Origin of the sequence: Limnospira platensis NIES-39, assembly GCF_026000695.1 — a bacterium.
GTDB classification, from domain to species: Bacteria; Cyanobacteriota; Cyanobacteriia; order Cyanobacteriales; family Microcoleaceae; genus Limnospira; species Limnospira platensis.
This window is the reverse complement of sequence record NZ_AP026945.1, coordinates 1,553,254-1,579,023: the sequence shown is the minus strand read 5'-3', so window position 1 is coordinate 1,579,023 and position 25,770 is coordinate 1,553,254. Positions and strand designations below refer to the sequence as shown.

Below are 25,770 nucleotides of genomic sequence, written 5' to 3'. Positions count from 1 at the left end.
GTTGGGTGACATTGCATTTCAGCCAACCCACAAAGTTTATAATCCAAAGGAGTTGGATGTTAGGAAAGAATCATGAGCGTTTACTTGGGGATTGACATTGGTGCTAGTACCGTGAAACTGGGATTATTTGATCCAGAAAAAGGGATCATCGGAGAAAGGTTAGATCGTCCCAGCAGCGCCTCTGAGGGTCCCGACGCTACCGTAAATGTGATTAAAACCGCCACCAGTGAGCTACTCGAAGCCAATGATCTACAATTCCAGGATTTAAAAGCGATCGGTGCTTGTTGTCCCGCTCCTATTGATGCTTCGGGAATGTGTGTTTATCCCACCAATATCGATCGCTCTTGGCAAGGGGTGAATATTGCCCAAAAACTCTCCGATACTCTCCAGTTACCCGCTCTCCTCCTCAATGATGGAGACGCGGCCGCTTACCGGGAATACAGGATCCGCGAGGCTCAAAATAAGGCTTCTTCTGTGATGGCTCAGTTTATTACCGGAACCGGATTAGGTGGCGCTTTGATTATCAACGGGAAAATCTGGTCGGCTCCGGCAGTTTCCGCAGAATTCGGTCATATTTGTATTGATAGCTCGGAAAATGCCGACCTCTGCGGATGTGGTGCGAGGGGATGTGCGGAAACGAGAGCGTCTTTATTGGGTCTGAGAAATATGGTTAAACACCGACAGGCCAAGGGGAATGTGCCGGAAGCGTTACAAGGAGATCCCATGGAGGTGGCGAAAACCCTGCGTGGCTTGGGTCAAATGGATGAGCCTCTGTCGGATGTTGTCGCTATTTGGCAAGAGTATTTTACCAGCCTGGGTATAGCGGCTCGTAATGTGGTCAATACGGTAGGCTGTGACCTGATTGTGATTTCTGGGGGAGCGCAAGAAAGGGAAAAAACGGCATCCGATGGGGCCTATCAACGATTTAAACAGGATGCGATCGCCTGCATTCGTCAGGGAATTGACCATAGTTTCCCCCATCTCACCCAGACAAGGGTGGAATGGTCTATTGATACGCTCCTAGACAGTGCTGCTTACGGTGCGGCTCAATATGTCAGTGTAACAGGGAACTAGTCGTAGGTTGGGTGAAGCGAAGCGCAACCCAACAAAGCCGGGTGAAATGTGTGGTGACATTGCATTGGGTCCACCCAACAAGGTTATGCGATCGCTCTGGGCTCGTGGTTCGTAGGTTGGGTGAAGCGAAGCGCAACCCAACAAAGCCGGGTGAAATGTGTGGTGACATTGCATTGGGTCCACCCAACAAGGTTATGCGATCGCTCTGGGTTCGTAGTTCGTAGGTTGGGTAAAGCGAAGCGACACCCAACAAAGCCGGGTGAAATGTGTGGTGACATTGCATTGGGTCCACCCAACAAGGTTATGCGATCGCTCTGGGTTCGTAGTTCGTAGGTTGGGTGAAGCGAAGCGCAACCCAACAAATTCGGTCAAATGTTGGGTTCCATTGCATTTCACCCAACCTACAAATTATGCTGGGTTCGTAGGTTGGGTGAAGCGAAGCGCAACCCAACAAATTCGGTCAAATGTTGGGTTCCATTGCATTTCACCCAACCTACAAATTATGCTGGGTTCGTAGGTTGGGTGAAGCGAAGCGCAACCCAACAAAGCCGGGTGAAATGTGTGGTGACATTGCATTGGGTCCACCCAACAAGGTTATGCGATCGCTCTGGGTTCGTGGTTCGTAGGTTGGGTGAAGCGAAGCGACACCCAACAAATTCGGTCAAATGTTGGGTTCCATTGCATTTCACCCAACCTACAAATTATGCTGGGTTCGTAGGTTGGGTGAAGCGAAGCGCAACCCAACAAATTCGGTCAAATGTTGGGTGACATTACATTCGCTCCACCCAACAAGGTTATGCGATCGCTCTGGGTTCGTGGTTCGTAGGTTGGGTGAAGCGAAGCGACACCCAACAAATTCGGTCAAATGTTGGGTTCCATTGCATTTCACCCAACCTACAAATTATGCTGGGTTCGTAGGTTGGGTGAAGCGAAGCGACACCCAACAAATTCGGTCAAATGTTGGGTTCCATTGCATTTCACCCAACCTACAAATTATGCTGGGTTCGTAGGTTGGGTAAAGCGAAGCGACACCCAACAAATTCGGTCAAATGTTGGGTTCCATTGCATTTCACCCAACCTACAAATTATGCTGGGTTCGTAGGTTGGGTAAAGCGAAGCGACACCCAACAAATTCGGTCAAATGTTGGGTGACATTACATTCGCTCCACCCAACAAGGTTATGCGATCGCTCTGGGTTCGTGGTTCGTAGGTTGGGTGAAGCGAAGCGCAACCCAACAAAGCCGGGTGAAATGTGTGGTGACATTGCATTGGGTCCACCCAACAAGGTTATGCGATCGCTCTGGGTTCGTAGTTCGTAGGTTGGGTGAAGCGAAGCGCAACCCAACAAATTCGGTCAAATGTTGGGTTCCATTGCATTTCACCCAACCTACAAATTATGCTGGGTTCGTAGGTTGGGTGAAGCGAAGCGCAACCCAACAAATTCGGTCAAATGTTGGGTTCCATTGCATTTCACCCAACCTACAAATTATGCTGGGTTCGTAGGTTGGGTGAAGCGAAGCGCAACCCAACAAAGCCGGGTGAAATGTGTGGTGACATTGCATTGGGTCCACCCAACAAGGTTATGCGATCGCTCTGGGTTCGTGGTTCGTAGGTTGGGTGAAGCGAAGCGCAACCCAACAAATTCGGTCAAATGTTGGGTTCCATTGCATTTCACCCAACCTACAAATTATGCTGGGTTCGTAGGTTGGGTGAAGCGAAGCGCAACCCAACAAATTCGGTCAAATGTTGGGTTCCATTGCATTTCACCCAACCTACAAATTATGCTGGGTTCGTAGGTTGGGTGAAGCGAAGCGCAACCCAACAAAGCCGGGTGAAATGTGTGGTGACATTGCATTGGGTCCACCCAACAAGGTTATGCGATCGCTCTGGGTTCGTGGTTCGTAGGTTGGGTGAAGCGAAGCGCAACCCAACAAATTCGGTCAAATGTTGGGTTCCATTGCATTTCACCCAACCTACAAATTATGCTGGGTTCGTAGGTTGGGTGAAGCGAAGCGCAACCCAACAAATTCGGTCAAATGTTGGGTTCCATTGCATTTCACCCAACCTACAAATTATGCTGGGTTCGTAGGTTGGGTGAAGCGAAGCGCAACCCAACAAAGCCGGGTGAAATGTTGGGTGACATTGCATTTCACCCACCCAACAAGGTTATGCGATCGCTAAATGTACAGAAGCGGCGATCGCTTCTCGTTGGTCGGTATCATATCCCCATCTCTCCAAAAAGTCTTGATAGGGTCCCTCTCCCCTTTGGGAAGTTTCCAGAAGCTGTTGTAGTAAAGATTTGACAGGTGGTAAATTCAGGGCTTGAATTAACTCAATACAGCGCGATCGCACTAAGTCCGAACTCGCCGCCATGTCCTCATTTTGGTGGCGATGATGATAGACTACCATGGCGGCGGACATCGCCAAATTTTTCACCAATAACTCCGAGACTATCTCAGGAGAAGATTCTAACGCTTTTTGGGTCTCTGGTGTCATTTGTTCAGGGATAGGGCGAGTATCCGTTAGGTAGGTAACAAAAAATCCCCTCGCCCCATTTTCCGACTCGACCAGTTGCGATATAGCCGCCGCCAAATCTGAGTCCGAGATGCTTCCGGCTTGGGATTGATCAATCAGAGATTGGGTAATGGCGATCGCATCTTCAAAGGTAATATTTTCCGGGATTGAGACAGAATAGATCATGATCAAACTAATTGAAATGTTTTGGGGTATTGCATAACTATGGCAATTATATCTTCTCACAATTCCCGCCCAAATCAACCTGCCCGTGAACCTTCATCTACCTATCAGGTCAAGCCACCAGACGACGAGTCCCTACTGATACCATCACCCACCTCCGAGGAAAAAAACCATCCCAAACCCGAAGAAAAAATTAGACCCCAACAACTAGCCGACTATATTGGTCAACGAGATCTTAAACAAGTCCTGGAAATTGCGATCGCCGCTGCTAAGTCTCGCCAAGAACCCCTCGATCATTTGTTACTTTATGGACCTCCCGGACTCGGTAAAACTACCATGGCGTTAATTTTGGCGACAGAAATGGGCGTAAAGTGCCAAATTACCACTGCGCCTTCCTTGGAAAAACCCAGGGATATTGCCGGACTTTTGGTTAATCAAAAACCCGGAGAAATTTTGTTTATTGATGAGATTCACCGCCTCTCTAAAATGGCGGAAGAAATCCTTTATCCCGCTATGGAAGACTCTCGTTTAGATATCACTATTGGTCAGGGACGTAGTGCTAGGACGCGCAGCATTCCCCTGAATAAGTTTACTATTGTCGGCGCAACTACCAGAATCGGTGCTTTAACTTCTCCCTTGCGCGATCGCTTTGGCTTAATCCAACGTTTGCGTTTTTATGAAGTGGACGAACTCGCCCAAATTGTCAACCGTACAGCTAAACTATTAACCACTCCCATTACTCCCGAAGGAGCCCTAGAAATTGCCCGACGTTCCCGAGGAACTCCCCGCATTGCTAATCGTTTATTAAGACGGGTAAGGGATTATTTGGAAGTCAAAGCATCCGGGGCTATTACTGGAGAAATTGCCGCGATCGCCTTAGAATTATTTAATGTAGATCCCCTCGGTTTAGATTGGACAGATCAGCATTTACTCCGCATCATTATCGAGAACTTTCAGGGGGGACCCGTCGGCTTAGAAACCCTAGCAGCAGCCAGCGGCGAAGATGCCCAAACCCTCGAAGAAGTCCAAGAACCCTACCTTATGCAAATTGGTTTTTTACAACGTACCCATCGCGGTAGAATCGCCACCCCCAAGGCTTGGCAACATTTAGGTTATCAACCACCAGAAAAACAGCTTTCTTTATTTAGTTAGTTACATCACCCTAACTAGGGCTTATCGCTTAACTTGACTGTCTTTCTCGAACCCCGCCACTACCTGGTCAACTGTTAAGTTAGCCACCGGTATTTGCAACTCCTCCGAGATGCGATTGAGGGGTTTCATCGAGGACATAACCAACCGACTAAAAAAGCTGGTAAAACTGCCATCTATTTCTAGTTTATCATGGAGGTTCGTATCCTGCTCAATCCACTGGGTAATTTGGTCCGGAGTTATCGAGGCGATCGCACATTCTTGTTGCTGGGAAATTTCCCTTAAACAGCGCAGCGCATAAATCGCCAAACGGGTGGCAAACTTCTCCTTAGATGACAACAAAGCCGCATCTACCTTAACCGCTTCTTCTGGGGTTAAAAATTCTCGATCTGTCTGCATCATAATTAGATAATTATACTATTTGGACAAAGTGGCAACGCCATCCCGTTAATGACTAATAATTAGATAACCACAACGATGCTCACCATTAACTAGCCAATGAGTCCGTTCTACAGTACAATCATATAGTACAGCCGCAAACATCTCTAACTCATGGCCGCAGACACTGGGAAAAGACTCAGCCACGCTAGAAATCGCGCAGTTATGTTCTGTTAAAATATAGCGTTGCTCACCCGTGGCGGCCTCCCCTTGGGTTTCTACGGCGTACCACTCAGCCATATAACCTTCCGCTTGGCGAATTTCCGCCAATTTAGCCACGCGATCGCCTACCGGACCAGTCCCCACCCGTTGGCGATACTCGATCGCTTTTCTTTGCCACTGTTTGTGTAAAATCTGGCTAACCTGTTCTGGTCCCACAGTTTCAGCCAAAGTATCCAGGAAAGAAATTGCAAATTGATCATAACTATTGGGAAAGCGATCGCGTCCCTGGCTCGTTAGCCGATAGATATGTTGCGGCCGTCCCATCCCTATCTGTACAGACTCATAATTGATCAACCCCTCCCCCTGCAGATCCTTGAGGTGGCGGCGGGTGGCTTGGGGACTGATATCCAGAGCCTCCGCTAGTTCCTGAGCCCTAGCCTGATGACGTTTCAGAAGATATTGGAGGATGTCCTGCTTAGTCGAATGCTGTTGGGTCGTGGTCATCATGTTCATAAAAATTCAAAAAATTTTGACTTTGACAATACAGTTGTTGCTAATGTAACCTAAAATAGACTTAAATAACAAATAGGTTGTTTAAGTCCCCGGAAGTGGGACTTGGGATCTGCCATCCCGTGGGAGTTTGTCCAGGCGATTGACCGGGACATCAGACCGTAAACCAAACGAACACAAGAGAACACAAAATATATGAGTGCTTCAGTCAAAACCCTAGTCAACCAGCCTTATAAATACGGCTTTGTCACTGATATTGAGTCCGACACCATCCCCAAGGGGCTGAGTGAAGATGTGGTGCGGCTGATATCATCCAAAAAAAATGAGCCGGAATTTATGTTAAATTTCCGTCTCCGAGCCTATCAGCAGTGGCAGAAAATGGCTGAACCCACCTGGCCCCATGTTCACTACCCCCCCATTGACTATCAAAATATTATCTACTATTCCGCCCCCAAAGTTGAGAAGAAAAAAGGCAGTTTAGAAGAAGTAGACCCCACCTTAATAGAAACCTTTGAAAAATTAGGGATTCCCCTATCCGAACAGAAACGGCTGGCTAATGTCGCAGTAGATGCCGTCTTTGATAGTGTCTCAATTGCCACCACTTTTAAAGAAAAACTCGCCGAAGAAGGCGTAATTTTCTGCTCAATTTCCGAAGCCGTAGAAAGCCACCCAGAACTGATTGAGAAATATTTAGGCAGTGTAGTTCCTGTCGGTGATAACTACTTCGCCGCCCTCAACTCAGCCGTGTTTAGTGATGGTTCATTCGTGTACATTCCCAAAGGCGTTAAATGTCCGATGGACTTGTCTACCTATTTCCGCATTAATAACGGTGAATCTGGGCAGTTCGAGCGCACCTTAATTGTAGCAGAATCTGGCAGTTCTGTCACCTATTTAGAAGGCTGTACCGCCCCCATGTTCGACACCAACCAATTACACGCCGCCGTCGTCGAATTAGTGGCTTTGGATAATGCCACCATCGAATATTCTACCGTGCAAAATTGGTTTGCTGGGGATGAAGATGGAAAAGGCGGAATTTATAACTTTGTCACCAAACGGGGACTTTGCAAAGGCGTAAATTCTAAGATTTCCTGGACTCAGGTAGAAACCGGGTCAGCCATTACTTGGAAATATCCTAGTTGTGTGTTGGTCGGTGATAATTCCGTCGGGGAATTTTACTCCGTCGCCCTCACCAATAACTGTCAACAGGCTGATACAGGAACTAAAATGGTTCATATTGGCAAAAATACCCGCAGCACTATTATTTCTAAGGGTATTTCGGCGGGTCGGTCTGCTAATAGCTATCGTGGCTTAGTCAAAATGGGTCCGAAAGCTATCGGGGCGCGGAATTATTCCCAGTGCGACTCTATGTTAATTGGCGACTGTGGACAGGCTAATACTTTCCCGTATATTCAAGTCGAAAATAATACCGCCAAAGTTGAACATGAAGCCTCGACTTCTAAAATTGGGGAAGACCAATTGTTTTACTTTACTCAACGGGGAATTGCCGAAGAAGATGCTGTGTCTATGATTATCAGCGGCTTCTGTAAAGATGTGTTTAATAAATTACCCATGGAGTTTGCCGCCGAAGCCGATAAACTGCTGAGTCTCAAACTAGAAGGCGCTGTCGGTTAAACTATCTATTTCCGTTGTCTGGGGTTTACCTTTGATGGGAAGTTGTCAATAACTCAGGTCAACGGAAACCCCATAATGAGGTGAGTTCATCCACTAACACAAATCAAACACGCACATTGAGAGGTTAAGAATGATTCAAGAAAACAGTCCAGTGATTTTGTCGGTTAAGAATTTAACCGCTACCATTGATGGTAATCCTATTTTAAAAGGCTTGAACCTGGAAGTTAAAGCCGGGGAAATTCACGCCATTATGGGTCAAAATGGGTCGGGAAAAAGTACCTTTTCTAAAATCTTGGCGGGACATCCGGCTTATGAAGTCACCGGAGGCGAAGTCACATTTTTAGGACAAAATCTCCTGGAATTAGAAGCTGATGAACGTGCCTTAATCGGGATATTTTTGGCTTTCCAATATCCCATAGAAATCCCTGGGGTTAGTAATCTGGATTTCCTGCGAGTGGCTTACAATTCTCAACGGAAACATCGGGGCTTAGACGAGTTGGATGTGTTTGATTTTGAGGATTTAATCCAGGAGAAATTAGAAGTAGTTAAAATGCGTCCAGAGTTTCTGGAACGTAGCGTTAATCAGGGCTTTTCCGGTGGTGAGAAGAAACGCAATGAAATCTTGCAGATGGCTTTATTAGAACCGAAATTAGCAATTTTAGATGAGACTGATTCCGGCTTAGATATTGATGCGCTGAAAATTGTCGCTAATGGTGTGAATCAATTGGCTAATGCTGAAAATGCCATGCTGGTGATTACTCACTATCAGCGCTTATTGGATTACATTGTTCCTGATTATGTTCATGTCATGGCGGATGGCAGAATTATTAAAACTGGTGCTAAGGAATTGGCGCTAGAGTTGGAAGAACAGGGCTATGATGATATAATTGAAGCAGCGACAGTGGGGGTGTAGTTAATGATTCAGATTCAAGAAAAACCAGAAGTTTCCTATTTGAATCAGTTACTTAATCAGGTAACGGGTTCCCTTCCGGTTCCGGCGAGTTTCCCTTTAGAAAGAAACATTGCCGAACAGTTACAAAATATTCGTGATAATGCCGCCAGTTGGGTTAAGGAATTAGCTATCCCTACCCGCCGCCATGAAGATTGGCGATTTACCGACCTTTCCGCTTTGTTAGAATTGCCTTTTCAAGCCGCCACGGCGGTAGAACTTTCCCGCGAGGAGATTTCACCTTTAATCCTACCGGAAGTTAAAGGGACTAGGTTGGTTTTTGTGAATGGTTTTTACTCCCCTCAACTGTCCTGTTTAGATAATCTTCCTGATGGAGTATTTGTCGGGAATTTAGGACAACTCGATAAACCATTATCCGATAAGTTGGGGAACTACCTAACCCAACAACCCGACAGCCAGGAAGTTTTTACCGCCCTAAATACTTCATCTTTGGCTGATGCGGCGGTGGTCTGGGTTCACCAAAATCAAGTAATTGATACGCCCATTCATCTGCTGTTTATTTCCCTCAGTAGCAGCCAGCCAGTAACGAGTCAACCTCGGATTTTAATTGTGGCTGAACCGGGAAGCAAAGCGACGGTAATTGAACACTACGCGACGGCGAATATTTTAGGTTGTTCAGACCGCACCCAAAAAACTCCTTATTTCACTAACACGGTGGCGGAGTTATGGGTTGGTGATAATGCGGAATTACAACATACTCGCCTTCAACGAGAATTGGCTTCATCTTTCCATATTGGTCGCACTGTCGTTTCCCAAGGGCGCGATAGCCGTTATACTGGTAACGCGATTAGTTTGGGGGCGAAATTGTCTCGCCATAACTTCGATATTCACCAAACCGCTGCAGGAACCGAAACTCAGCTTAATGGTTTAACTCTGGTGAATGGTCAACAGGTCGCTGATACCCATAGCGCGGTATTTTTGAACCATCCCCATGGTGTCATCAATCAATTACATAAGGCTATTGTGGATGACCGCGCCCATGGTATATTTAATGGTCGGATTGTGGTTCCCCAAGCGGCACAAATGACTGATGCGACTCAACTGAATCGTAATCTGTTGTTATCGGCTAAAGGGCGGGTTAATACGAAGCCTCAATTAGAAATTGTGGCTGATAATGTCAAATGTGCCCACGGCGCAACTGTGAGCCAATTAGAAGCGGATGAGATTTTCTATCTGCGGAGTCGGGGACTGGATGAAAAAACCAGCCGGAACCTGTTAATTGATGCTTTTGCGGCGGAAATTTTGGATAAATTGCCTTTGGTTTCTCTCCAGCAAATTTTAGCCCGTTGTGTGGCTTGTCGCACTGACGAAGGGGAAATGTAAAGGGGGTTAAGGGGAAATTAATTGATGATTAATCAACTATCTCCCCTCACCTCTGCTATGTTGATGATGGGGGAATTACCAGGGATGCTTTGAGGGTTGCTGGTTGACAATTGCTAGATTTAGGGATTAGACAAAATGACACTTATTAAAGAGAAAACACTAGGAGAAAAGGTGCGGGGAGATTTCCCCATTCTACATCAGGAGGTAAACGGACATCCTCTGGTTTATTTGGATAATGCCGCGACTTCTCAAAAACCCCAGGTGGTTTTAGATGCTATCCAAAACTATTATCAAAGATATAATTCTAATGTTCATCGGGGTATTCATACCCTTAGCGCTAAGGCGACTGACGAATATGAAAAAGCCCGCCAGAAAGTGGTTGAGTTTATTAATGCTGATTCCTACCAGGAAATTATTTATACCCGTAACGCGAGCGAAGCTGTGAATTTGGTAGCCTATTCTTGGGGGAGGGAAAATCTACAGGCTGGGGATGAGATTATTTTGTCGGTGATGGAACATCACAGTAATTTAGTGCCTTGGCAAATGTTGGCTAATCAAACTGGGGCGGTGATTAAGTATGTGGGATTAACGGCTAACCAGGAGTTTGATTTTGAGGAGTTTAAAGGCTTAATTTCCCCTCGGACTAAGTTGGTGGCTGTCCTACAAATGTCTAATGTCTTGGGCTGCATTAATCCGGTTAAGGAAATTACGGAAATTGCCCACCAATATGGGGCAAAGGTGTTGGTTGATGCCTGCCAGAGTTTACCACATTTACCGATAAATGTCAAGGAAATTGATTGTGATTGGTTGGTGGGTTCGGGTCATAAAATGTGTGGACCGACGGGGATTGGGTTTTTGTATGGTAAGCGGGAAATACTGGAGTCGATGTCACCATTTTTAGGGGGTGGCGAGATGATTGGGGAGGTGTCGTTAGAGGGTTTTACCTGTGGGGAATTACCCCATAAGTTTGAGGCGGGAACTCCGGCGATTGGGGAGGCGATCGCTTTAGGTGCAGCCCTGGATTATTTAAGCACAATTGGCATGGATAAAATCCACGCCTACGAACAGGAATTAACGGCTTATTTGTTCCATAAATTAAGTGCTATTCCCGATATTACTGTGTATGGACCCTCCCCGACGCCTGAGGGTAAAGGACGGGCGGCATTAGCATCATTTTCAGCGGGAGAAATTCACCCTAATGACTTATCAATGCTGTTGAATGATTCGGGGGTGGCGGTGCGTTCAGGACACCACTGCACCCAACCTTTACATAAGTATCTAAAGGTTAATTCTACGGCGCGGGCGAGTTGTTATTTTTACAATACCCACGAGGATATTGATGCCTTTGTGGTGGCGTTGAAAGAGGCGATCGCCTTTTTTAAGCAGATGTCTTAATCTTAGCTAAGGGCTTCATAATGGAAGCCTTGGAATTCAGGCGATTTGATTCTCCTTGGTGATCAAATCGCCGATTCCATCTTAATCCATTAATTCCTAGGCTTGAAAAAGTCTGCCCCAACCAGTTCCGGGTCCTTCTGCTGTCCAACGATAGGTCATTTCATATTTGCTGTAAATTGCACCCTTACCATTTTCAACCGCTCCGGTGTAGCAATCATTAAGAGAACCATAAGGATCATTAACAACAAAATCCCCGTTTTCAGTGCGCCCCCGGACAACAATCATGTGACCGCCACAAGGATGTTCCGTCGTCCCCCGATGATAAATACCAATCACAACAGGACGCTTCGCTTCTAGTTCTCGATAAACATCATCAAAATCCAGATCGGTGTGCCAAGTGCTTTTTAAACCCAAATCTGATAAGGCTTGGGTTTGCACTGTATGATCGGTGGTATCTCCATATTTAAAAACCACTTCTAAGTAGATATCATCTCCAGTGGTTCCGAGTAAAGTTCCCGGCTTGAAATATTCTAAACACATGGCACAAGACAATGAATTACAAGTTCTTTCTGGATCTCGATAGTTGTCAGTTTGCGGAAACCAAGGAACAGGTAGTAAAATTTTATCGGGTTTAATCTGGAGATTCTGATTGTATATCTCCACATCTCTGCTGTGAACAAACCAAGTATTCTTTCCCTTAAATGATTGACCAAAAAATGCAAATTTCAGGTAATCTCCGGTTTGGTAGGCATAGGAGTGAATCGGATAAACACTTTGTTCTTTAATTTCGACTTGTTGATCGCTTGAGAGTTCGGAAAGGTCTTCAATGGCGGAGCGGAGGGTTGTGGTGTGGATAAATTTAATCTTCACAGCCGCTTCTGAATTGGCAGGTTCTGAATTGGCAGGAGAGGAGGCTATTGGGCGCGACTCTGTCACTTTACAGGCTTTGTTATAATATTGGTGACGGTGCGAGACGTTCAGGCATAAAATAGGGTTGCAATACCCGAAATAACCGCCTGGTGGGGACTTCAACCCCTTGGTTGAATATAAGGAGCGCACTCCTGACCATCCCCATAACTGTTTATATGTCCCAACGTTTGGTATAGAAATATACAAAACAAGGCAGGGAACTCAAGGTCAAAACGCAAAACTGAAATCTTAAAGATTCCTTAACAATTGCGAAAGAGAGTAACGGCGATAGCCACCCCCAATTTTGGGAACCACAACCCCAGGATTGAAGCGGGGAACGGAAGGCTCCGAGGTGTAACCCAACACCAGAATTGAGACCACTGCCAACCATCCATGATTAGGGAAACCGAATGTCCGGCTTGAACCATCGTAAATATTAAGTAGCGAAATAGGTTGATACGCTGCGCTCAAAAGGGCAAGGGGAAAAGTGGGGGATTCTTCACTCTACCCACACAGACCTTTAAAAGTACCCCGGTGGATAAGACAAATCTAAAGATGGAATGCCCATATAAATGGAACGTTTTAACCCCTTCTAGGCTCTGACAATTTGGTCGAGAAAGTCAGTAGTGAAAGTGTAAGCGCAAGCCTATTAGGGGATGAGATGTGACCAAAAGCCAATGCCCGACTGTAATGGTAGGGATATGCTAACAGGTCACGGTTTGATTGTAAAGAAATAGAGCCTAGTAGGTGTACAAATGGCGATAGCGAGTTTAAAGAAAGGGTTTGGGAAACCAAAACCAATCAAGACTACGAGCAACGCATGGAAGGCAATCTCATGGACTAAGGTTCAACGGAAAGTTTTCAAGCTCCAAAAGAGTATATTTCAAGCAGCTAAATCGGGACAAAATGCAAAGGTAAGAAGGTTGCAACGTCTATTGGTGAAATCATATTATGCCCGGCTTTTAGCAGTGCGTCGAGTGACTCAAGATAATCAAGGCAAGAAAACAGCCGGAGTTGATGGAGTAAGAGTAATCTCTCCAAGACAAAGGTTAGAACTTGTCAAAAACATTAAGGGAAACCTCAAATTAAAACCACTGCGAAGGGTGTGGATTCCAAAACCTGGTAGGGATGAAAAACGCCCGTTAGGCATACCCACAATCCAAGATAGAGCCAGGCAAGCCTTGGTTAAGTCGGCTCTCGAACCTGAATGGGAATCGAGGTTTGAAGGCACAAGCTATGGGTTCCGTCCTGGACGGTCTGCCCAAGATGCAATAGCCAGAATATATCTAAGTATCAAACACGAAAGTTATTATGTGCTAGACGCTGATATAGCGTGCGAGACGTTTAGGAGTGAAATAGGGCTGCAATGCCTGAAATAACCTCCTAGTGGGACTTCCACCCCTTGGTGGAATATAAGGGATTCGCACCCCTGACCATCCCATAACTATCTATGTGTCTCAACATCTGGCTTCGACAACCAGATAAGGCAGAGAGACTCAAGGTCAAAACTGAGCGAAAAAAAAGAGGGAAAGTTATGAACCCCTTGAGTATAACGTAAGGTTGAGAGTAACGGCGATAGCCACCCCCAGTTTTGGGAATCATAACCCCAGGATTGAAGCGGGGAACGGAAGGCGTGAAGTAGAACCTACTACCAAATGCGACCACTGCCAACCATCCATGATTAGGGAAACCGAATGTCCGGCTGAACCATCGTAAAGCGTCAGTAGCGAAACAGGTTGATACGCTGCGCTCAAAAGAGTAAGGGGAAAAGTAGGAGACTGCTATAACTACCTACACAGACTTTTAAAGTACCCCGATGGATAGGACAAATCTAAAGATGGAATGCCCGCATAGATGGAACGTTTAAACCCCTCATTGGCTCTCAAGTGGCAGGATGTACCTGTGGAGTAGCGAAAAGTGTAAGCGTATGCCTTTAAGGGAAAAGGATGTGACTGAAAGCTAATGCCTAACTGTAATGGTTAGGATATGCCCACTAGTCACGGTGTGGATATAGAGACCGCGACAACTAAGAGTGTTATGACGAAAACGAGTTAATGACTACGTGTGTATATAGCTCCGAAAGTTGAGGTCATAAAGCAGGGGGTTGTAGCCCTGTTCCCACTGACAAAGGGGTATCCACATCAGGAGCCGTATGAGATGAAAGTCTCAAGTACGGTTTTGAAGTGGAGTTGGGGAAGGTGACTTCCCTTTCGACCATAACAAAATGCTTTGACCGAATAAACCATGACTACCTACTGTCAAAAATTCATTGTCCAAGCAACCTAAAAAGAGACCTGAAACAATGGCTCAAAGCAGGCGTGCTAGATAACGGTGTATTTGAGGATACAGAAGCAGGGACACCTCAAGGAGGGGTGATAAGTCCAATACTCGCCAACATCGCACTGGATGGTATGGAAAGGCTAGTCAAAGGAATGTATCCAAACAAAGGAACAACCACTCAGGTAAACCTTATAAGATATGCCGATGATTTTGTGGTCATATCAAGAGACCTAGGAATCATTGAACAGTGCAAGACTGCAATTTCTGAATGGCTAAAACCTGTAGGACTAGAGATTAAACCTGAAAAGACCCGAATATGTCACACACTCAAGCCTATTGAGTATAATGGCAAGATTGAGGAACCTGGGTTCGATTTTTTAGGATTCAATATCAGGCAATATCCCGTAGGAAAGTATAAATCTGGGAAAACAGGTGGGGCAGCAAGCCGATTAATCGGACATAAAACCCACATAAAACCCAGCAACAAAGCAGTTAAAGCCCACAAAGAAGCGATAAAAGGTGTAATAAAACAATACAAAACAGCACCTCAATCAGCCCTGATAAGTAGACTAAATCCAATTATTCGGGGATGGTCAAACTATTATTCAGCGGTAGTCTCAAAAGAGACCTTCACTAAACTAGATAATGCAATCTGGCAAATGTTACGGGCATGGACAGTATCAAGATGCGGAAAGGCAAGTCACGAAAAGCTAAGTAATTATTTCAGATATGGAACAATTAAACTTAGCAATGGGAAAGAAAGACACGAAAATTGGCTGTTCCAAACCAAAGATGGGTTACATCTGTTCAAACACAACTGGACTCCAATTGTCAGACATACCCTAATACGCCCTGACGCAACACCATACGACGGAAATTGGACTTACTGGGCAACCAGGAAAGGACAAGCAATCGACACGCCAATTAGGGTAGCAAAACTACTCAAAAAACAAAAAGGTAGATGTACCTGGTGTGGGCAATTCTTTACCCCATCAGACTTAATTGAAATAGACCACATTGTACCTAGAAGCCAAGGCGGAAAGGATGACTACAAGAATCTTCAATTATTACACCGCCATTGTCACGACGATAAAACAGCTCTTGATGAAGAGATGATGCTGTACTCTTAACAAGGAGACGGTCAAACTAGGAGCCGTATGAGGTGAAAGTCTCATGTACGGTTTTGAATGGGAGGGGTAGACCGTGAGGTCTATCTCGACCCCTAATATCTTCTAAGCCATGGTAACCCCCGTTGACTCTTAGGGTAATTTCTTCCACGGTTGCGCCGCGATCGCACAATTCATTCATGCGGTTATTTTGCCACCAAAATCCGGCACTGGTAAACGGATAATGCTCCGCCACATAATCGCAACCTTCCATAATTTTGGCATCGCCCAGCGCATCGCAGAAGGCTTTATAATTGTTTCGTCCGGTTAGCTGAAGCGCCCCCGAACCTTTGTATTTGGGGTCGTCACCAGAACAAGTATTTCCCAAATCGCTGCGCCCTTCCAAATAAGACCCATCACTGAGTTCTTTTAACAACTTCAATCCCCCGGATTCGTGGGCAATTTGACTGATAAAATGACAGATTCTAGGGGGGGGTATTGATTTGATAAAAATGCAGACAACGATTCAGATCTGCTAGTTCATCTTCACGGATAAAATTACCAAAAATCGCCTCGGCTTCTTTCTGAGTAATCAATGGCTCTTCCGCCCCTTCTGGCATTACCGATGGCAGTCCATCCCAATCTTTACTAAAGGCATAAAAGGTTCCACTATTGGCGGCTAAAGTGACCTTAATATGTCGATTTTCAGCAGGTTCAAATGCTTGGACTCCGTAGGTTTTTCCCGCCGTAACCGCGACCATTTGATCAGGTTTCAGTTCCGAGGACTGGATAGGCAGTTTTTTGAATTTGGTATTAGTTTTGGCGACAATTGTTTTCATGGTTATTTGCAGGTTTCAGATTTGATTTCATGGAAATAACGAATTGAAACTAAGGATTCTGAATTTTGGCATTTTGCAATTATTATCGATAGGATGAAAATATTTATATTGTCTAAATATTCATTGTTATCAGCATGGGATTTTGTCAAGTGAGCAGATAAAAAAACCAACAAAGATCCCAGAGCAACATTAAAAGATTGATTGGCTATTTGGTTGATATTTCTCATATTTTCTCTCTCCTTTTTTAATAATAATTGGTAGGTATTGAATTGCTCCGATGTTGTCATCATTTCCATTTTTTTGATATTTTCCTCTCTCGCAGAAAATCCATGATTATAGAAAAATGTTACGCCACCTGTTAAACTCAATAATAGGGCATATACGCAGATAATTATATGCCAAGTTTTACTAAATTTTCGCCTTAATTATTGCTGATGATTCCACGATTAAAAATCTGCATTAAAATCATCATATTCAGGAGGAAGTAAAAATTTGTCTTCTGGATCAAGATTCTTCATAGCCTCATCTCAAATAATTGTAAATTTATTGTTTTTGTTTGACAGTGGCGGACAAAAAAGAAACAATAGAACCCAAGACAATATTGAAAGACTGGGAAGCAATATTATTTTCGTCTTGATAAGTTTGGGCATCCTCTAGCAGAAGTTCTGCCACCCAATTCATTTTTTCTGAGGAGTCAGAATCGCGAGTTATTTTGTCAATAATTTCTGGAGTTGTCGCAAAATAATTATTGCTAAAAAAGTTGATATAACCAGTCACAAAAAACAAAATCATGTAAGTGGTGAGGATGGCGTACCAAGTTTTACTCATTTGTGTTGTTTGATTTGGGGTGAATGGTTGGTAATATTGTCAATATGAACGGTGGGCGATCGCCAATTAACGGTGGGCGATCGCCAATATTTACCTCGACGAATGCTCAATGTAATTTGATAAATTGTGGGATTGCATCTCGCACTGGCACCCCTGGCTTCTGATCATAGACTTCGCCACAATCGAGAAAGCATTTCGCCGCCTCGATCAACTCTTGGCAATTTTCGGGATTGTCAATTTCTTCGCCAATCTTTTGATACTTTTGATATTTTTTAAAAATATGTGCGAGACGTTTAGGAGTGAAATAGGGCTGCAATGCTCGAAATAACCTCCTAGAGGGGAATCAACTGATTCAACCCAGTTACCCCTTAACTGTTTATATGTTCCAACGCTCGGGCTTAAAACGAGCAAGGCAGGAAACTCAAGGTCAATCCCATTTTAAGAAATCGCAAAATTTACCGTCCAGGTGAACTTAGGAGGAGTAAAATCCACTTGGGGCGATTATGGGAAAGAGTAAAGGCGATAGCCACCCCCAGTTTTGGGAATCACAAACCCAGGATTGAAGCGGGGAACGGAAGGCGTGAAGTAGAACCTACTACCAGATGCGACCACTGCCAACCATCCATGATTAGGGAAACCGAATGTTCGGCTTGAACCATCGTTATAAATAAGCAGCGAAATAGGTTTGATACGCTGCGCCCAAAAGGGTAAGGGGAAAAGTAGGAGTTTGTATTTACTACCTACACAGACCTTTTTAAGTACCCCGGTGGATAGAACAAATCTAAAGATGGAATGCCCATATAAACGGAACGTTTAAACCCCTGTTAGGCTCTCAGTAGTGTTGTGTCTATTGAGTAGTGAAAAGTGTAAGCGTATGCCTATAAGGGGAAAGGATGTGACTGAAAGCCAATGCCTAACTGTAATGGTTGGGATATGCCCACTAGTCACGGTGTGGATATAGAGACTGCGATAAGTAGGAGTGTTATGACGAAAGCGAGAGTAATGGAGAAATCCATGAGACTACGTGTTGTATATAGCTCCCAAAGTTGAAGTCACAAAGCAGGGGGTTGTAACCCTGTTCCTATTGACAATAGGGTGTCCACATCAGGAGCCGTGTGATGTGAAAGTATCAAGCACGGTTTGGAATTGGAGTTGGGGAAGGCGACTTCCCTTTCGACCATAACATCGATTGTGGGGCTTTTCGAGGAGCGATCGCAAACGACCTGGCTGCTTTTTCACTTGCAAGCGATCGTTGAGATCGAAATCCAAACGTAATATATCACTCCCAACACTATCGAGAATTTGATTGCCAATATCTTCGGAATTTTGGGAAGCAGGATTTAAGAAGATGTCCGGTAGACGCTGAACCCAACCCAGAGAACTCCATCCCTTGATTTCTTCATAGCTGTAGGGACAAGTGGTGTTGCCAGTTCCGATGGAGAGTACGGCAATATCTTTTAAAGTTAATCCGTTATTTTTTTCCAGCAACAAAGCGGGGTCTGCCTCATTTGCTTGAGCCAGTTGACCGCCGCTAATGTTAATCACATGGGCACCTTGTTCAAGGGCTTGATTGATTTGCCGTGCCAGGTCTAGCTGGGAAAGAGAATCTGGGCGGCGATCGGAAAATACTGGCAAAATTAGACCGCGACAACCCGGAGCGATACGGTTGAGGCGGTGATTTTTTGATGTCTTGGATCTTCTGTTAATATCTTTCGTAATTTCTCAAATTAATTAATCGATTCGATGTCCCCAAAAAAGGTGCGATCGCACCGGAACATTTTCCAGAAATTACCAGGTGATCGCACTCATGCAGAACCGTGGGCTTTTAGTAAAATAAATTCACCAGTTTGGCGAGGGAACCTGTGGCTGCTTGCGCTTCCTCTTTCAGCACAGTCACTGGATCGGCACCACCCAGCTTTCTCTGAGCTTTTCGATCACATTGGGAACCTTCAAAACCTTGCACATTAGGATTGGTGCATACATATTCCGCCAAAGCGGCTATGGTTCGGCTATTACCGCGACTTCCTACCCATCTGACTCATCGATTAGACCTCTGGCTTTATCTACACCCCTAAAACGCGGATTTAATTCAATTTCGGAAAATTTTTAGTTATGGTATTTTCCCAAATGAAGCCCCATAAAAAAAGGGAGCGATCGCCCCCCTGTTTTTGTAGATTAATTGCTGTTTTTACGTTGAAAGCAATGATAGAACGCCTGCTTCCGATCGCCTATTTCGATTTTTTCATTCAATTGATATAAATTATCAAGAGAAACCTCTTCTTTGTTAAAGTAAGTTGTCTGCCACGGTTGATTTTTGATAATATTTAGGTATTCTGTGAAGTGGTCATGTAATTTACTCGATAGCATTCCTTCATGAGCCATATCAGCAATATGGACATAAACATTCCTGAAATTAAGCTCATAGTTTCTGTCACCTTGTTCTCCGACCAAAATATCAACATAACTATCATAATCATGGACTGTTGATTTTGATTTAGAAACAATATGTATTTCCTTGTCTTTGTTGCTAAGTTCTGCCACAATTTTGGCATTAGCTGGTGGGATTATTTTATTGGCATTTGTCCCAAATCCGTACTTGTCCGTTGCATTTTTTGAGACTGGATCTAAGAGTACAACTCGCTGGAGTTTATGGGTTAATACATTATCGGACAATTGAAGCATATCAATATCAGATTTGCTATTCACATCGTTCTGCGACAATGATTGAAGAGCCAATCCACACCCTCGGCTATGAGCCAACATAAATACAGAATCATATTTTTGTCCTTGGCTGTTTAAGAACTCGGTGATTAAGTCCTTTGAACGTCCTGCAAAGTCATTAAATACTTTGACAGTCATTCCTCTTGCAGTCGATGCTTCAGTATAATTCTTCTCACTCCAATTAGCGGAATCGATAGATTGACCTAATTTACCTAGAGGTTCTAAATATTTTAATAAATCCGCTTTGTGAGGGTACTCAGATTTTAAGTATCGGCTACCAGCTTGTGGTTTTGCCGTTAGCCAGACTCCATTGAGATTTTTTAAGGAACTGTTTGTGTTCGCACGAAAACTTAGACTGGGATTGATGGTCAGCAAGTTTATTTGTAAAACATCTACATTATTAGAGTCCAAGTCTTCTTTTGAAAAGAGATTAGAAGATGTTAGATTAGGAAAATTCTGTGAATCATTCGCTGAATCCTTAGTCTCAAAAACCACCTGATCTTCTGTGGTGCCACCAAAAACGATAAGAAGATAGTTCGTCATGATTATTATCCCGGTTAATTGTCTAATCTTGATTCCTTAAAAAAGCCAAAATTATTTTTTTCGCTTCTCTGTTCTTAAGACGATGCCAGTCGTCAAATTCTGAATTTGGCGAATTATCAGGGGTGGTTTTCCGAACCGCGATCGCCATTCATACACAAGCAACTCTTGCTTCCAGTTTTGCCGGTTGTTGTGACTGCCTCGTCCCCTGTAAAATCTTGCACCAATCCCGATAAATTTTGGCATCCTCGCCAGACAGCTTGTAAGCGGTCTCCATTGCTGATGCCGCCTTCTGATATTGTCCGGCATGGAACAAACCCCAACCGTAGGAATGCCAACTCTTGGGGTTATTGGGGTGTTCCTCCGTTAACCGAGCCAAAATTTTGACTCCTTCCGCAAACTCCTCTCGGGCGATGTGATAATAAGCCAGCAACTCCCAACCCTCCACCGTAGCCATCCGTTGCCGTGCCGTGTCAATCATTTTTTTAGTCTGCTTCCCCTCCTTTTCCCATACCAAACCCATCCGGCAACGAGTCTCTATCTGTCGCTTGAGAACCTGACAATCGTCCGGGGCTAATTCCAGCAACCGCAGCAACCGCACCTCCGCTTCCCCGACATCCCCCAGAATCATCAAAGCATCGTAGCTGTCAATTAGCGCCACAATATCATTGGGATGAACTGACAAAATGTGATCAAATGTTCCCAAAGCCCCAGATATATCTTCTTTCTGCATCTGTAGCCGCCCCAATGCCAGCCAGTGCGTCATGTTGTCCGGTTCTAGGGCTGTGGCTGACTCAAAGGCGACAATGGCTGCTTCCAGGTCATGCCGACAGACGGCAATTAATCCGCCGAGATGCTGTTGAGTTGCTTCGTGGCGAACTTGGGATAAGGCTTTTTCATAAACTGCCACTGCGTCCGCTTCTTGCCCCATTAGCTGCAACATTTTCCCTAAGTTTAAATACACCTCAACCAATTGGGGTTGTCGCTCAATAACTTGGTGATACTCTTCGATTGCCCGTTGCCAATCACCCGTCGCATACAACAGATTCGCCAATTCTAGCCGCTTTTTCCATCCCGATGGATATTTTTGTATGTACTGATCTAAGGTTTTTAGCTTCTGGTTGATTCGGGTTGGTTTTTGGTCTAAAACCAAATACACATTTCTCTCACTCCCGGAAAGTAGGGTGACAGATACCATACATGAAAAGGTTTTTTTAGACATCTCGCTATTTGGTGGTGTTTGATTATTGCAGATATGCACCTGGTTATCCTTCGGTGTTCACAAGTCCAATCGATAACTGTCTATCACCGAATTATTTTGGGTGTTTGAATTTTCCAATTAAGTGGACTGATGCCGGTTTTTATAAGCCACAAAACCAGGCAAAAAATGCCATGTATGAGACAGTTGGTCTAGGCAGGTCGCGGTTAAGTGATAACTGACTACCACCGATTTACACTCGACACCAGATAAATCGTCGATTTTTGAGTCTTCTATTAACAAATTATTGGTGACGTAAAAACTCTCAGATAAAGTTGATTCAAAAGGATCTACCCCTGAAAGATAACTTCTCACCTTCTGGGCGATAATATCTCGTGCCTGTTGAATGCGTTTGTAAGCATTGTCTCTGGAAATGCCGAGTTTTTCGGCGATATCTGGATAAGACAGTTCTCGGTCATAACGGAGAATGAAAGGGATGCGAAGCCGTTCAGGTAGTTGGTTGACAACACTCTGAATAAACTGCCTTAACTCATGCCTCAAAATTTGCGATTCTGGGGATTCACAACTACATAAAATAACCTCTTTTGCTTGAATATATGAATCTTCTATGTTGTCGATACTGATTGATTTGCGGCGACGTTCTCGGTGAATATCTAGGCATAGATTATGGGTTAAGCGGGTTAGCCAAGCTCGGAGATTCGTGATTTTTGGGGCGTATTTTGGTAATTTATCCCTGGCTTTTAACATGGCTATACTGAGGGCTTCTTCCGCTTCCGTCCGGTTATTTTCCATCCAACTAATACAGCGATGAAAAAGGTAGTTTTGATGGTAATACCAGAGAGGCCAGAAGGCATTCATTTCCCCTTCTGAAAGACGATTTAATAGTTCTTGTTCTTCTGGCTGTTTCAAGGGTTGGACATCGTTTGCTTTCGGGGAACGATATCGCCTGATGGGGTCTTTAATTTCCATAAGAGGTACGAGGGATTCAAAACATCAATGGTTTTGGCGATCGGAGCCTGGTTGGCTTCCATCTAATTTGCCTCCACCCTTTTATACCGGGAGGACAACGACAGTATATGCTCGTTTAGACCTTGGTAGATCAGTCCGAATTTTGATCAGGTTTTTGGCTTGTCTGTAATATGATACTCGATCGCTTGATTAAAGTCTATACCACTTATGTAAATTTTTTTTGCTGAAAAAATCCCACATCCCAACAGGAAGTTCACTCGATATACTCTCAATCTGGTTGATCTGGGTTTTAACGGGGGAATGGATTGGGGGAACTTCCTACCCGGAAAAGGATGGTAAAAATATTGTCTGTCACCAACAGACTATTCCCAAATATATCGTTTCCATAATCATACTCTTGATGTTGCCAGGATGCCGATAGGGTGGGACTGTTGGGCTGATTTTTCAGTCTCCAATTTATACTGCTACCGTAAACTGAGCGGCTGGAGGTTTTATCGATAGGTGCGATATAACCGGATAATGTGATATTATTGACTGGGCGGACTGCGAATTCTATCAGTAGGCGATCGTCGTAGGAATTGGGGAGGATATCCCCGAAATAGTTGGTTAAACCCAGGGAAAAAATACCCCAGTTTAAACGTCCCGACAATGCCAATTCGCTGGCTGGAGAAATGCTAACTACATCCCCAATGCGGGTTTCTCGGTCGATCGCATAATTGAAAAAACTCGACAGGATTAAATTGCCATTATTCCCCAGGCGAAACCGTTTAGAAACATTCCCAAAAATCTGGCTGTAATAGTCCCGGTCGGGGTTGAGATAGCCGACACCGCCTCCCCGAAAACTCCAGCCGTCGGTGGTGTTAAATGTATAATCTGCCCCTAAATAAACTTTCACCGTTTCCGAAGCAATAACCCCGGTGTAGTAGCGGAAAATGTCTTGACTTCTTGTCCAGTTTCCGGTTAAACTAAGGTGGGGATAATAGCGCCTTTGTTCTCGGTAAACACTTTGTCGGTTGAAGTTGACATCTTGGCGCAAAAAACTGATATAAACTTGGGCGTAAAAGTTCTGTATATTGTCGGTGGAAAAGATATCTTGATTGACCGCCGATAATAACTGCACATTATGATCGGCATCTTCTCCCCCTTCCCCTCCCCCATTAATCGCCAATTGGGGACCCGTCGCCCGGTAAAAAATGCGATCTTCCTCAAAGTTGCGATCCATAACCGGAGACAGCCCCAGCCAGAGGCTGTGATAACTCGCCCCAGGAATTTCCCTCAAACTTCTGATATTGGGAGTCAAACTTTCCGCCCGCCCCAGACCAGCGGAATAAATCGTAAAACTACTGCTAGGTAAACGGGTATTATTAGCAGCAAAAAATAAGTTCCGGTTAATTCTGGTGTTGGCGGGATTTTCGCTACCTTCGAGGTCAGGAATGAAGTCCGGTAACAATTGCGCCCCGGCTTGGATAACCGTATTTAGCCAGCGATTTTCATCATCCCAAAATAGTGTAAATCCGTGAATAGTGCGCCCCAAAACCGCTTGGGTATCGTTGGCTTTGACCACCTGGCGCACCCGGGAAAAAGTACCGGCGATCGTCAGGTCGATTTCTTCTTGGCGGTCAATTGTGCTTCTTTGTGATTGACTATTTCCCGGAAAAGTGCCAGAATTAGGAAAGTAAAAATCTAGCCCGATAGGTTGGCTGGCGGTTCCCCCTTGAAAACCTGGAAGCTCCATAAAAGCCAAGGTTTCCGGTGCCAAGATATCCCCAACTTGGGAGGTTTGAAAAACCCGGGTCGGCACGAACAAGTCTGGGTCAATGCTATTGCGATCGATGACCAACCCCGGCATATAAGTACATTGTTGGTCACGGGGAGCATTCGGTAAAAAACAGACTCCCGTCAAACTCATTTGAATTTCCAACCCGGTCATGGTTTGAGGTTGGGTGGTGGTGGTAGTTACCCGCCTTTCCAGGGGCACCGTCCGCAGTTGCAGATAACTCCCCCGCTGGTCTACCCGGTAAATATTGGTTCGGCTGAGGCTTTCGATGACCTCGGCGTGGAGTTTAAAAGTACCGTCCCAAACCATGTCGCTATTTGTGGTATCAGCGAAGGCTTGCACGCCGCTCACCTGCCATTGAGTTAGGTGGCTGATGGGGATATCATTGAGGGTGAAAGTGGTGGTAAAGGCGCTAATTTCGTCGTTAGGAGCGACGCGAGGGGGGATGATATAGTCAGGGTCCGACGGTGGCTGAGAGGGTTTGGGGGTTTTATTTAATCCGGGGTCGGGTATGGCTGATGGGAGGGGAGTTTGTGCTAAGGCTGCGGGGATGCCAGCCACATTAAGGACAGCTAAAGCAACCACAAAACTCCAGTTGTATGTCTTAACAGATTTCCAAGTTAGTTTGGGGATAGATTTGGGGACGTAAATCATTGCCAGCTTTGTAGGTTGGGTGGAGAGCAACGGAACCCAACAAGCAGGGTGTTGGGTGATGCGATCGCTTTCCAGGTATCCTATAGACTCTTGTAGGCAGGGTGGAGTGCAACCGAACCCAACAAGGCAGGGTGTTGGGTGATGCGATCGCTTTCCAGGTATCCTATAGACTCTTGTAGGTTGGGTGGAGAGCAACGGAACCCAACAAGCAGGGTGTTGGGTGATGCGATCGCTTTCCAGGTATCCTATAGACTCTTGTAGGCAGGGTGGAGTGCAACCGAACCCAACAAGGCAGGGTGTTGGGTGATGCGATCGCTTTCCAGGTATCCTATAGACTCTTGTAGGCAGGGTGGAGTGCAACCGAACCCAACAAGCAGGGTGTTGGGTGATGCGATCGCTTTCCAGGTATCCTATAGACTCTTGTAGGTTGGGTGGAGTGCAACGGAACCCAACAAGGCAGGGTGTTGGGTGATGCGATCGCTTTCCAGGTATCCTATAGACTCTTGTAGGCAGGGTGGAGTGCAACCGAACCCAACAAGGCAGGGTGTTGGGTGATGCGATCGCTTTCCAGGTATCCT

23 protein-coding genes and 2 pseudogenes are annotated in these 25,770 nt (G+C 45.0%); 10 read left to right on the top strand and 15 right to left on the bottom strand.

Annotation, left to right across the window (positions count from 1 at the left end; translation table 11 throughout):
- The first annotated feature begins 72 nt into the window (after positions 1-72).
- Positions 73-1,074: an ROK family protein gene (locus tag N39L_RS07895; RefSeq protein WP_006616489.1), complete on the top strand. Its 1,002-nt coding sequence runs from the start codon at positions 73-75 to the stop codon at positions 1,072-1,074.
- A 192-nt stretch (positions 1,075-1,266) separates the two neighbouring features.
- Here the strand turns inward: N39L_RS07895 and N39L_RS07890 are convergent, their stop codons facing one another.
- Together N39L_RS07890 and N39L_RS07885 are read right to left on the bottom strand one after the other, a co-directional pair.
- Complete coding sequence (locus tag N39L_RS07890) at positions 1,267-1,470, bottom strand: hypothetical protein (protein ID WP_158307546.1); 204 nt, start codon at positions 1,468-1,470, stop codon at positions 1,267-1,269.
- A gap of 1,770 nt (positions 1,471-3,240) precedes the next feature.
- Positions 3,241-3,774: a sll1618 family protein gene (locus N39L_RS07885; protein ID WP_006617215.1), complete on the bottom strand. Its 534-nt coding sequence runs from the start codon at positions 3,772-3,774 to the stop codon at positions 3,241-3,243.
- A 39-nt stretch (positions 3,775-3,813) separates the two neighbouring features.
- Between N39L_RS07885 and ruvB the strand changes: the two genes are divergently transcribed.
- Complete coding sequence (gene ruvB, locus N39L_RS07880; protein WP_006617214.1) at positions 3,814-4,923, top strand: Holliday junction branch migration DNA helicase RuvB; 1,110 nt, start codon at positions 3,814-3,816, stop codon at positions 4,921-4,923.
- A 21-nt stretch (positions 4,924-4,944) separates the two neighbouring features.
- On the opposite strand, the gene N39L_RS07875 is transcribed toward ruvB, so the two are convergent.
- On the bottom strand, positions 4,945-5,322 hold the full coding sequence (locus N39L_RS07875) for an NDH complex assembly factor CRR9 (protein ID WP_006617213.1): 378 nt from the start codon (positions 5,320-5,322) through the stop codon (positions 4,945-4,947).
- Between the two features lie 45 nt (positions 5,323-5,367).
- Complete coding sequence (gene sufR, locus N39L_RS07870; protein WP_014274850.1) at positions 5,368-6,027, bottom strand: iron-sulfur cluster biosynthesis transcriptional regulator SufR; 660 nt, start codon at positions 6,025-6,027, stop codon at positions 5,368-5,370.
- 198 nt (positions 6,028-6,225) lie between these two features.
- On the opposite strand from sufR, the gene sufB reads away from it, so the two are divergent.
- The 4 genes from sufB (at position 6,226) to N39L_RS07850 (ending at position 11,350) form a co-directional block, all read left to right on the top strand.
- Positions 6,226-7,662, top strand: coding sequence for a Fe-S cluster assembly protein SufB (gene sufB, locus N39L_RS07865; protein ID WP_006617211.1), 1,437 nt, complete (start codon positions 6,226-6,228; stop codon positions 7,660-7,662).
- Positions 7,663-7,792: 130 nt separating this feature from the next.
- Positions 7,793-8,575 (top strand): Fe-S cluster assembly ATPase SufC, encoded by a 783-nt coding sequence (sufC, locus tag N39L_RS07860; RefSeq protein WP_006617210.1) that lies wholly within the window; start codon positions 7,793-7,795, stop codon positions 8,573-8,575.
- Positions 8,576-8,578: 3 nt separating this feature from the next.
- The gene (gene sufD, locus N39L_RS07855) at positions 8,579-9,955 is read left to right on the top strand and encodes a Fe-S cluster assembly protein SufD (RefSeq protein ID WP_014274849.1); all 1,377 of its coding nucleotides are present in this window, start codon (positions 8,579-8,581) and stop codon (positions 9,953-9,955) included.
- A 135-nt stretch (positions 9,956-10,090) separates the two neighbouring features.
- Entirely contained in the window at positions 10,091-11,350 is a 1,260-nt protein-coding gene (locus tag N39L_RS07850) for a SufS family cysteine desulfurase (RefSeq protein ID WP_006617208.1), read from the top strand.
- A gap of 96 nt (positions 11,351-11,446) precedes the next feature.
- Here the strand turns inward: N39L_RS07850 and N39L_RS07845 are convergent, their stop codons facing one another.
- Complete coding sequence (locus N39L_RS07845) at positions 11,447-12,220, bottom strand: C39 family peptidase (RefSeq protein WP_014274848.1); 774 nt, start codon at positions 12,218-12,220, stop codon at positions 11,447-11,449.
- Between the two features lie 794 nt (positions 12,221-13,014).
- Here N39L_RS07845 and N39L_RS07840 point away from each other — a divergent pair.
- The 3 genes and pseudogenes from N39L_RS07840 to N39L_RS07830 all read left to right on the top strand — a co-directional run.
- A pseudogene (locus N39L_RS07840) lies at positions 13,015-13,593 on the top strand (reverse transcriptase N-terminal domain-containing protein); the annotation flags it as partial.
- A 226-nt stretch (positions 13,594-13,819) separates the two neighbouring features.
- A complete protein-coding gene (locus N39L_RS07835; RefSeq protein ID WP_202070240.1) occupies positions 13,820-13,975 on the top strand; it encodes a hypothetical protein in 156 nt (51 codons plus the stop codon).
- A 500-nt stretch (positions 13,976-14,475) separates the two neighbouring features.
- Positions 14,476-15,669 (top strand): annotated as a pseudogene (locus N39L_RS07830) (group II intron reverse transcriptase); the annotation flags it as partial.
- A gap of 16 nt (positions 15,670-15,685) precedes the next feature.
- Here N39L_RS07830 and N39L_RS07825 read toward each other — a convergent pair.
- From N39L_RS07825 to N39L_RS07805, 5 genes are all read right to left on the bottom strand, one after another.
- Positions 15,686-16,081 carry a hypothetical protein gene (locus tag N39L_RS07825; protein WP_014274845.1) on the bottom strand — a complete coding sequence of 132 codons (396 nt, stop codon included), beginning with the start codon at positions 16,079-16,081 and terminating at the stop codon, positions 15,686-15,688.
- Positions 16,082-16,130: 49 nt separating this feature from the next.
- Positions 16,131-16,484: a hypothetical protein gene (locus tag N39L_RS07820; protein WP_006616032.1), complete on the bottom strand. Its 354-nt coding sequence runs from the start codon at positions 16,482-16,484 to the stop codon at positions 16,131-16,133.
- A 2-nt stretch (positions 16,485-16,486) separates the two neighbouring features.
- Complete coding sequence (locus N39L_RS07815; protein ID WP_014274844.1) at positions 16,487-16,852, bottom strand: hypothetical protein; 366 nt, start codon at positions 16,850-16,852, stop codon at positions 16,487-16,489.
- A gap of 175 nt (positions 16,853-17,027) precedes the next feature.
- Positions 17,028-17,312 (bottom strand): hypothetical protein, encoded by a 285-nt coding sequence (locus N39L_RS07810; RefSeq protein ID WP_014274843.1) that lies wholly within the window; start codon positions 17,310-17,312, stop codon positions 17,028-17,030.
- Between the two features lie 106 nt (positions 17,313-17,418).
- Positions 17,419-17,628, bottom strand: a complete 210-nt coding sequence (locus N39L_RS07805) for a hypothetical protein (RefSeq protein WP_014274842.1) — start codon at positions 17,626-17,628, stop codon at positions 17,419-17,421.
- Positions 17,629-17,804: 176 nt separating this feature from the next.
- On the opposite strand from N39L_RS07805, the gene N39L_RS07800 reads away from it, so the two are divergent.
- Positions 17,805-17,966 (top strand): hypothetical protein, encoded by a 162-nt coding sequence (locus N39L_RS07800; protein WP_202070192.1) that lies wholly within the window; start codon positions 17,805-17,807, stop codon positions 17,964-17,966.
- A 450-nt stretch (positions 17,967-18,416) separates the two neighbouring features.
- Here N39L_RS07800 and N39L_RS07795 read toward each other — a convergent pair whose 3' ends face one another.
- From N39L_RS07795 to N39L_RS07775, 5 genes are all read right to left on the bottom strand, one after another.
- Complete coding sequence (locus N39L_RS07795) at positions 18,417-18,947, bottom strand: hypothetical protein (protein ID WP_014274841.1); 531 nt, start codon at positions 18,945-18,947, stop codon at positions 18,417-18,419.
- Between the two features lie 540 nt (positions 18,948-19,487).
- The gene (locus N39L_RS07790; RefSeq protein WP_006616780.1) at positions 19,488-20,576 is read right to left on the bottom strand and encodes a hypothetical protein; all 1,089 of its coding nucleotides are present in this window, start codon (positions 20,574-20,576) and stop codon (positions 19,488-19,490) included.
- Between the two features lie 148 nt (positions 20,577-20,724).
- Positions 20,725-21,795 carry a tetratricopeptide repeat protein gene (locus N39L_RS07785; protein WP_199318228.1) on the bottom strand — a complete coding sequence of 357 codons (1,071 nt, stop codon included), beginning with the start codon at positions 21,793-21,795 and terminating at the stop codon, positions 20,725-20,727.
- 117 nt (positions 21,796-21,912) lie between these two features.
- Positions 21,913-22,761: an RNA polymerase sigma factor gene (locus N39L_RS07780; RefSeq protein WP_006616778.1), complete on the bottom strand. Its 849-nt coding sequence runs from the start codon at positions 22,759-22,761 to the stop codon at positions 21,913-21,915.
- Positions 22,762-23,050: 289 nt separating this feature from the next.
- A complete protein-coding gene (locus N39L_RS07775) occupies positions 23,051-25,192 on the bottom strand; it encodes a hypothetical protein (protein ID WP_050856766.1) in 2,142 nt (713 codons plus the stop codon).
- Between the last annotated feature and the right edge of the window lie 578 nt (positions 25,193-25,770).

What these genes read in the sequence shown, in the direction of transcription:
- N39L_RS07895 (WP_006616489.1), top strand. Translation starts at nt 73, where the DNA reads ATGAGCGTTTACTTGGGGATTGACATTGGTGCTAGTACCGTGAAACTG.
- N39L_RS07885 (WP_006617215.1), bottom strand. Translation starts at nt 3,774, where the DNA reads ATGATCTATTCTGTCTCAATCCCGGAAAATATTACCTTTGAAGATGCG.
- ruvB (WP_006617214.1), top strand. Translation starts at nt 3,814, where the DNA reads ATGGCAATTATATCTTCTCACAATTCCCGCCCAAATCAACCTGCCCGT.
- N39L_RS07875 (WP_006617213.1), bottom strand. Translation starts at nt 5,322, where the DNA reads ATGATGCAGACAGATCGAGAATTTTTAACCCCAGAAGAAGCGGTTAAG.
- sufR (WP_014274850.1), bottom strand. Translation starts at nt 6,027, where the DNA reads ATGATGACCACGACCCAACAGCATTCGACTAAGCAGGACATCCTCCAA.
- sufB (WP_006617211.1), top strand. Translation starts at nt 6,226, where the DNA reads ATGAGTGCTTCAGTCAAAACCCTAGTCAACCAGCCTTATAAATACGGC.
- sufC (WP_006617210.1), top strand. Translation starts at nt 7,793, where the DNA reads ATGATTCAAGAAAACAGTCCAGTGATTTTGTCGGTTAAGAATTTAACC.
- sufD (WP_014274849.1), top strand. Translation starts at nt 8,579, where the DNA reads ATGATTCAGATTCAAGAAAAACCAGAAGTTTCCTATTTGAATCAGTTA.
- N39L_RS07850 (WP_006617208.1), top strand. Translation starts at nt 10,091, where the DNA reads ATGACACTTATTAAAGAGAAAACACTAGGAGAAAAGGTGCGGGGAGAT.
- N39L_RS07820 (WP_006616032.1), bottom strand. Translation starts at nt 16,484, where the DNA reads ATGAAAACAATTGTCGCCAAAACTAATACCAAATTCAAAAAACTGCCT.
- N39L_RS07810 (WP_014274843.1), bottom strand. Translation starts at nt 17,312, where the DNA reads ATGAGTAAAACTTGGTACGCCATCCTCACCACTTACATGATTTTGTTT.
- N39L_RS07790 (WP_006616780.1), bottom strand. Translation starts at nt 20,576, where the DNA reads ATGACGAACTATCTTCTTATCGTTTTTGGTGGCACCACAGAAGATCAG.
- N39L_RS07785 (WP_199318228.1), bottom strand. Translation starts at nt 21,795, where the DNA reads ATGTCTAAAAAAACCTTTTCATGTATGGTATCTGTCACCCTACTTTCC.
- N39L_RS07780 (WP_006616778.1), bottom strand. Translation starts at nt 22,761, where the DNA reads ATGGAAATTAAAGACCCCATCAGGCGATATCGTTCCCCGAAAGCAAAC.
- N39L_RS07775 (WP_050856766.1), bottom strand. Translation starts at nt 25,192, where the DNA reads ATGATTTACGTCCCCAAATCTATCCCCAAACTAACTTGGAAATCTGTT.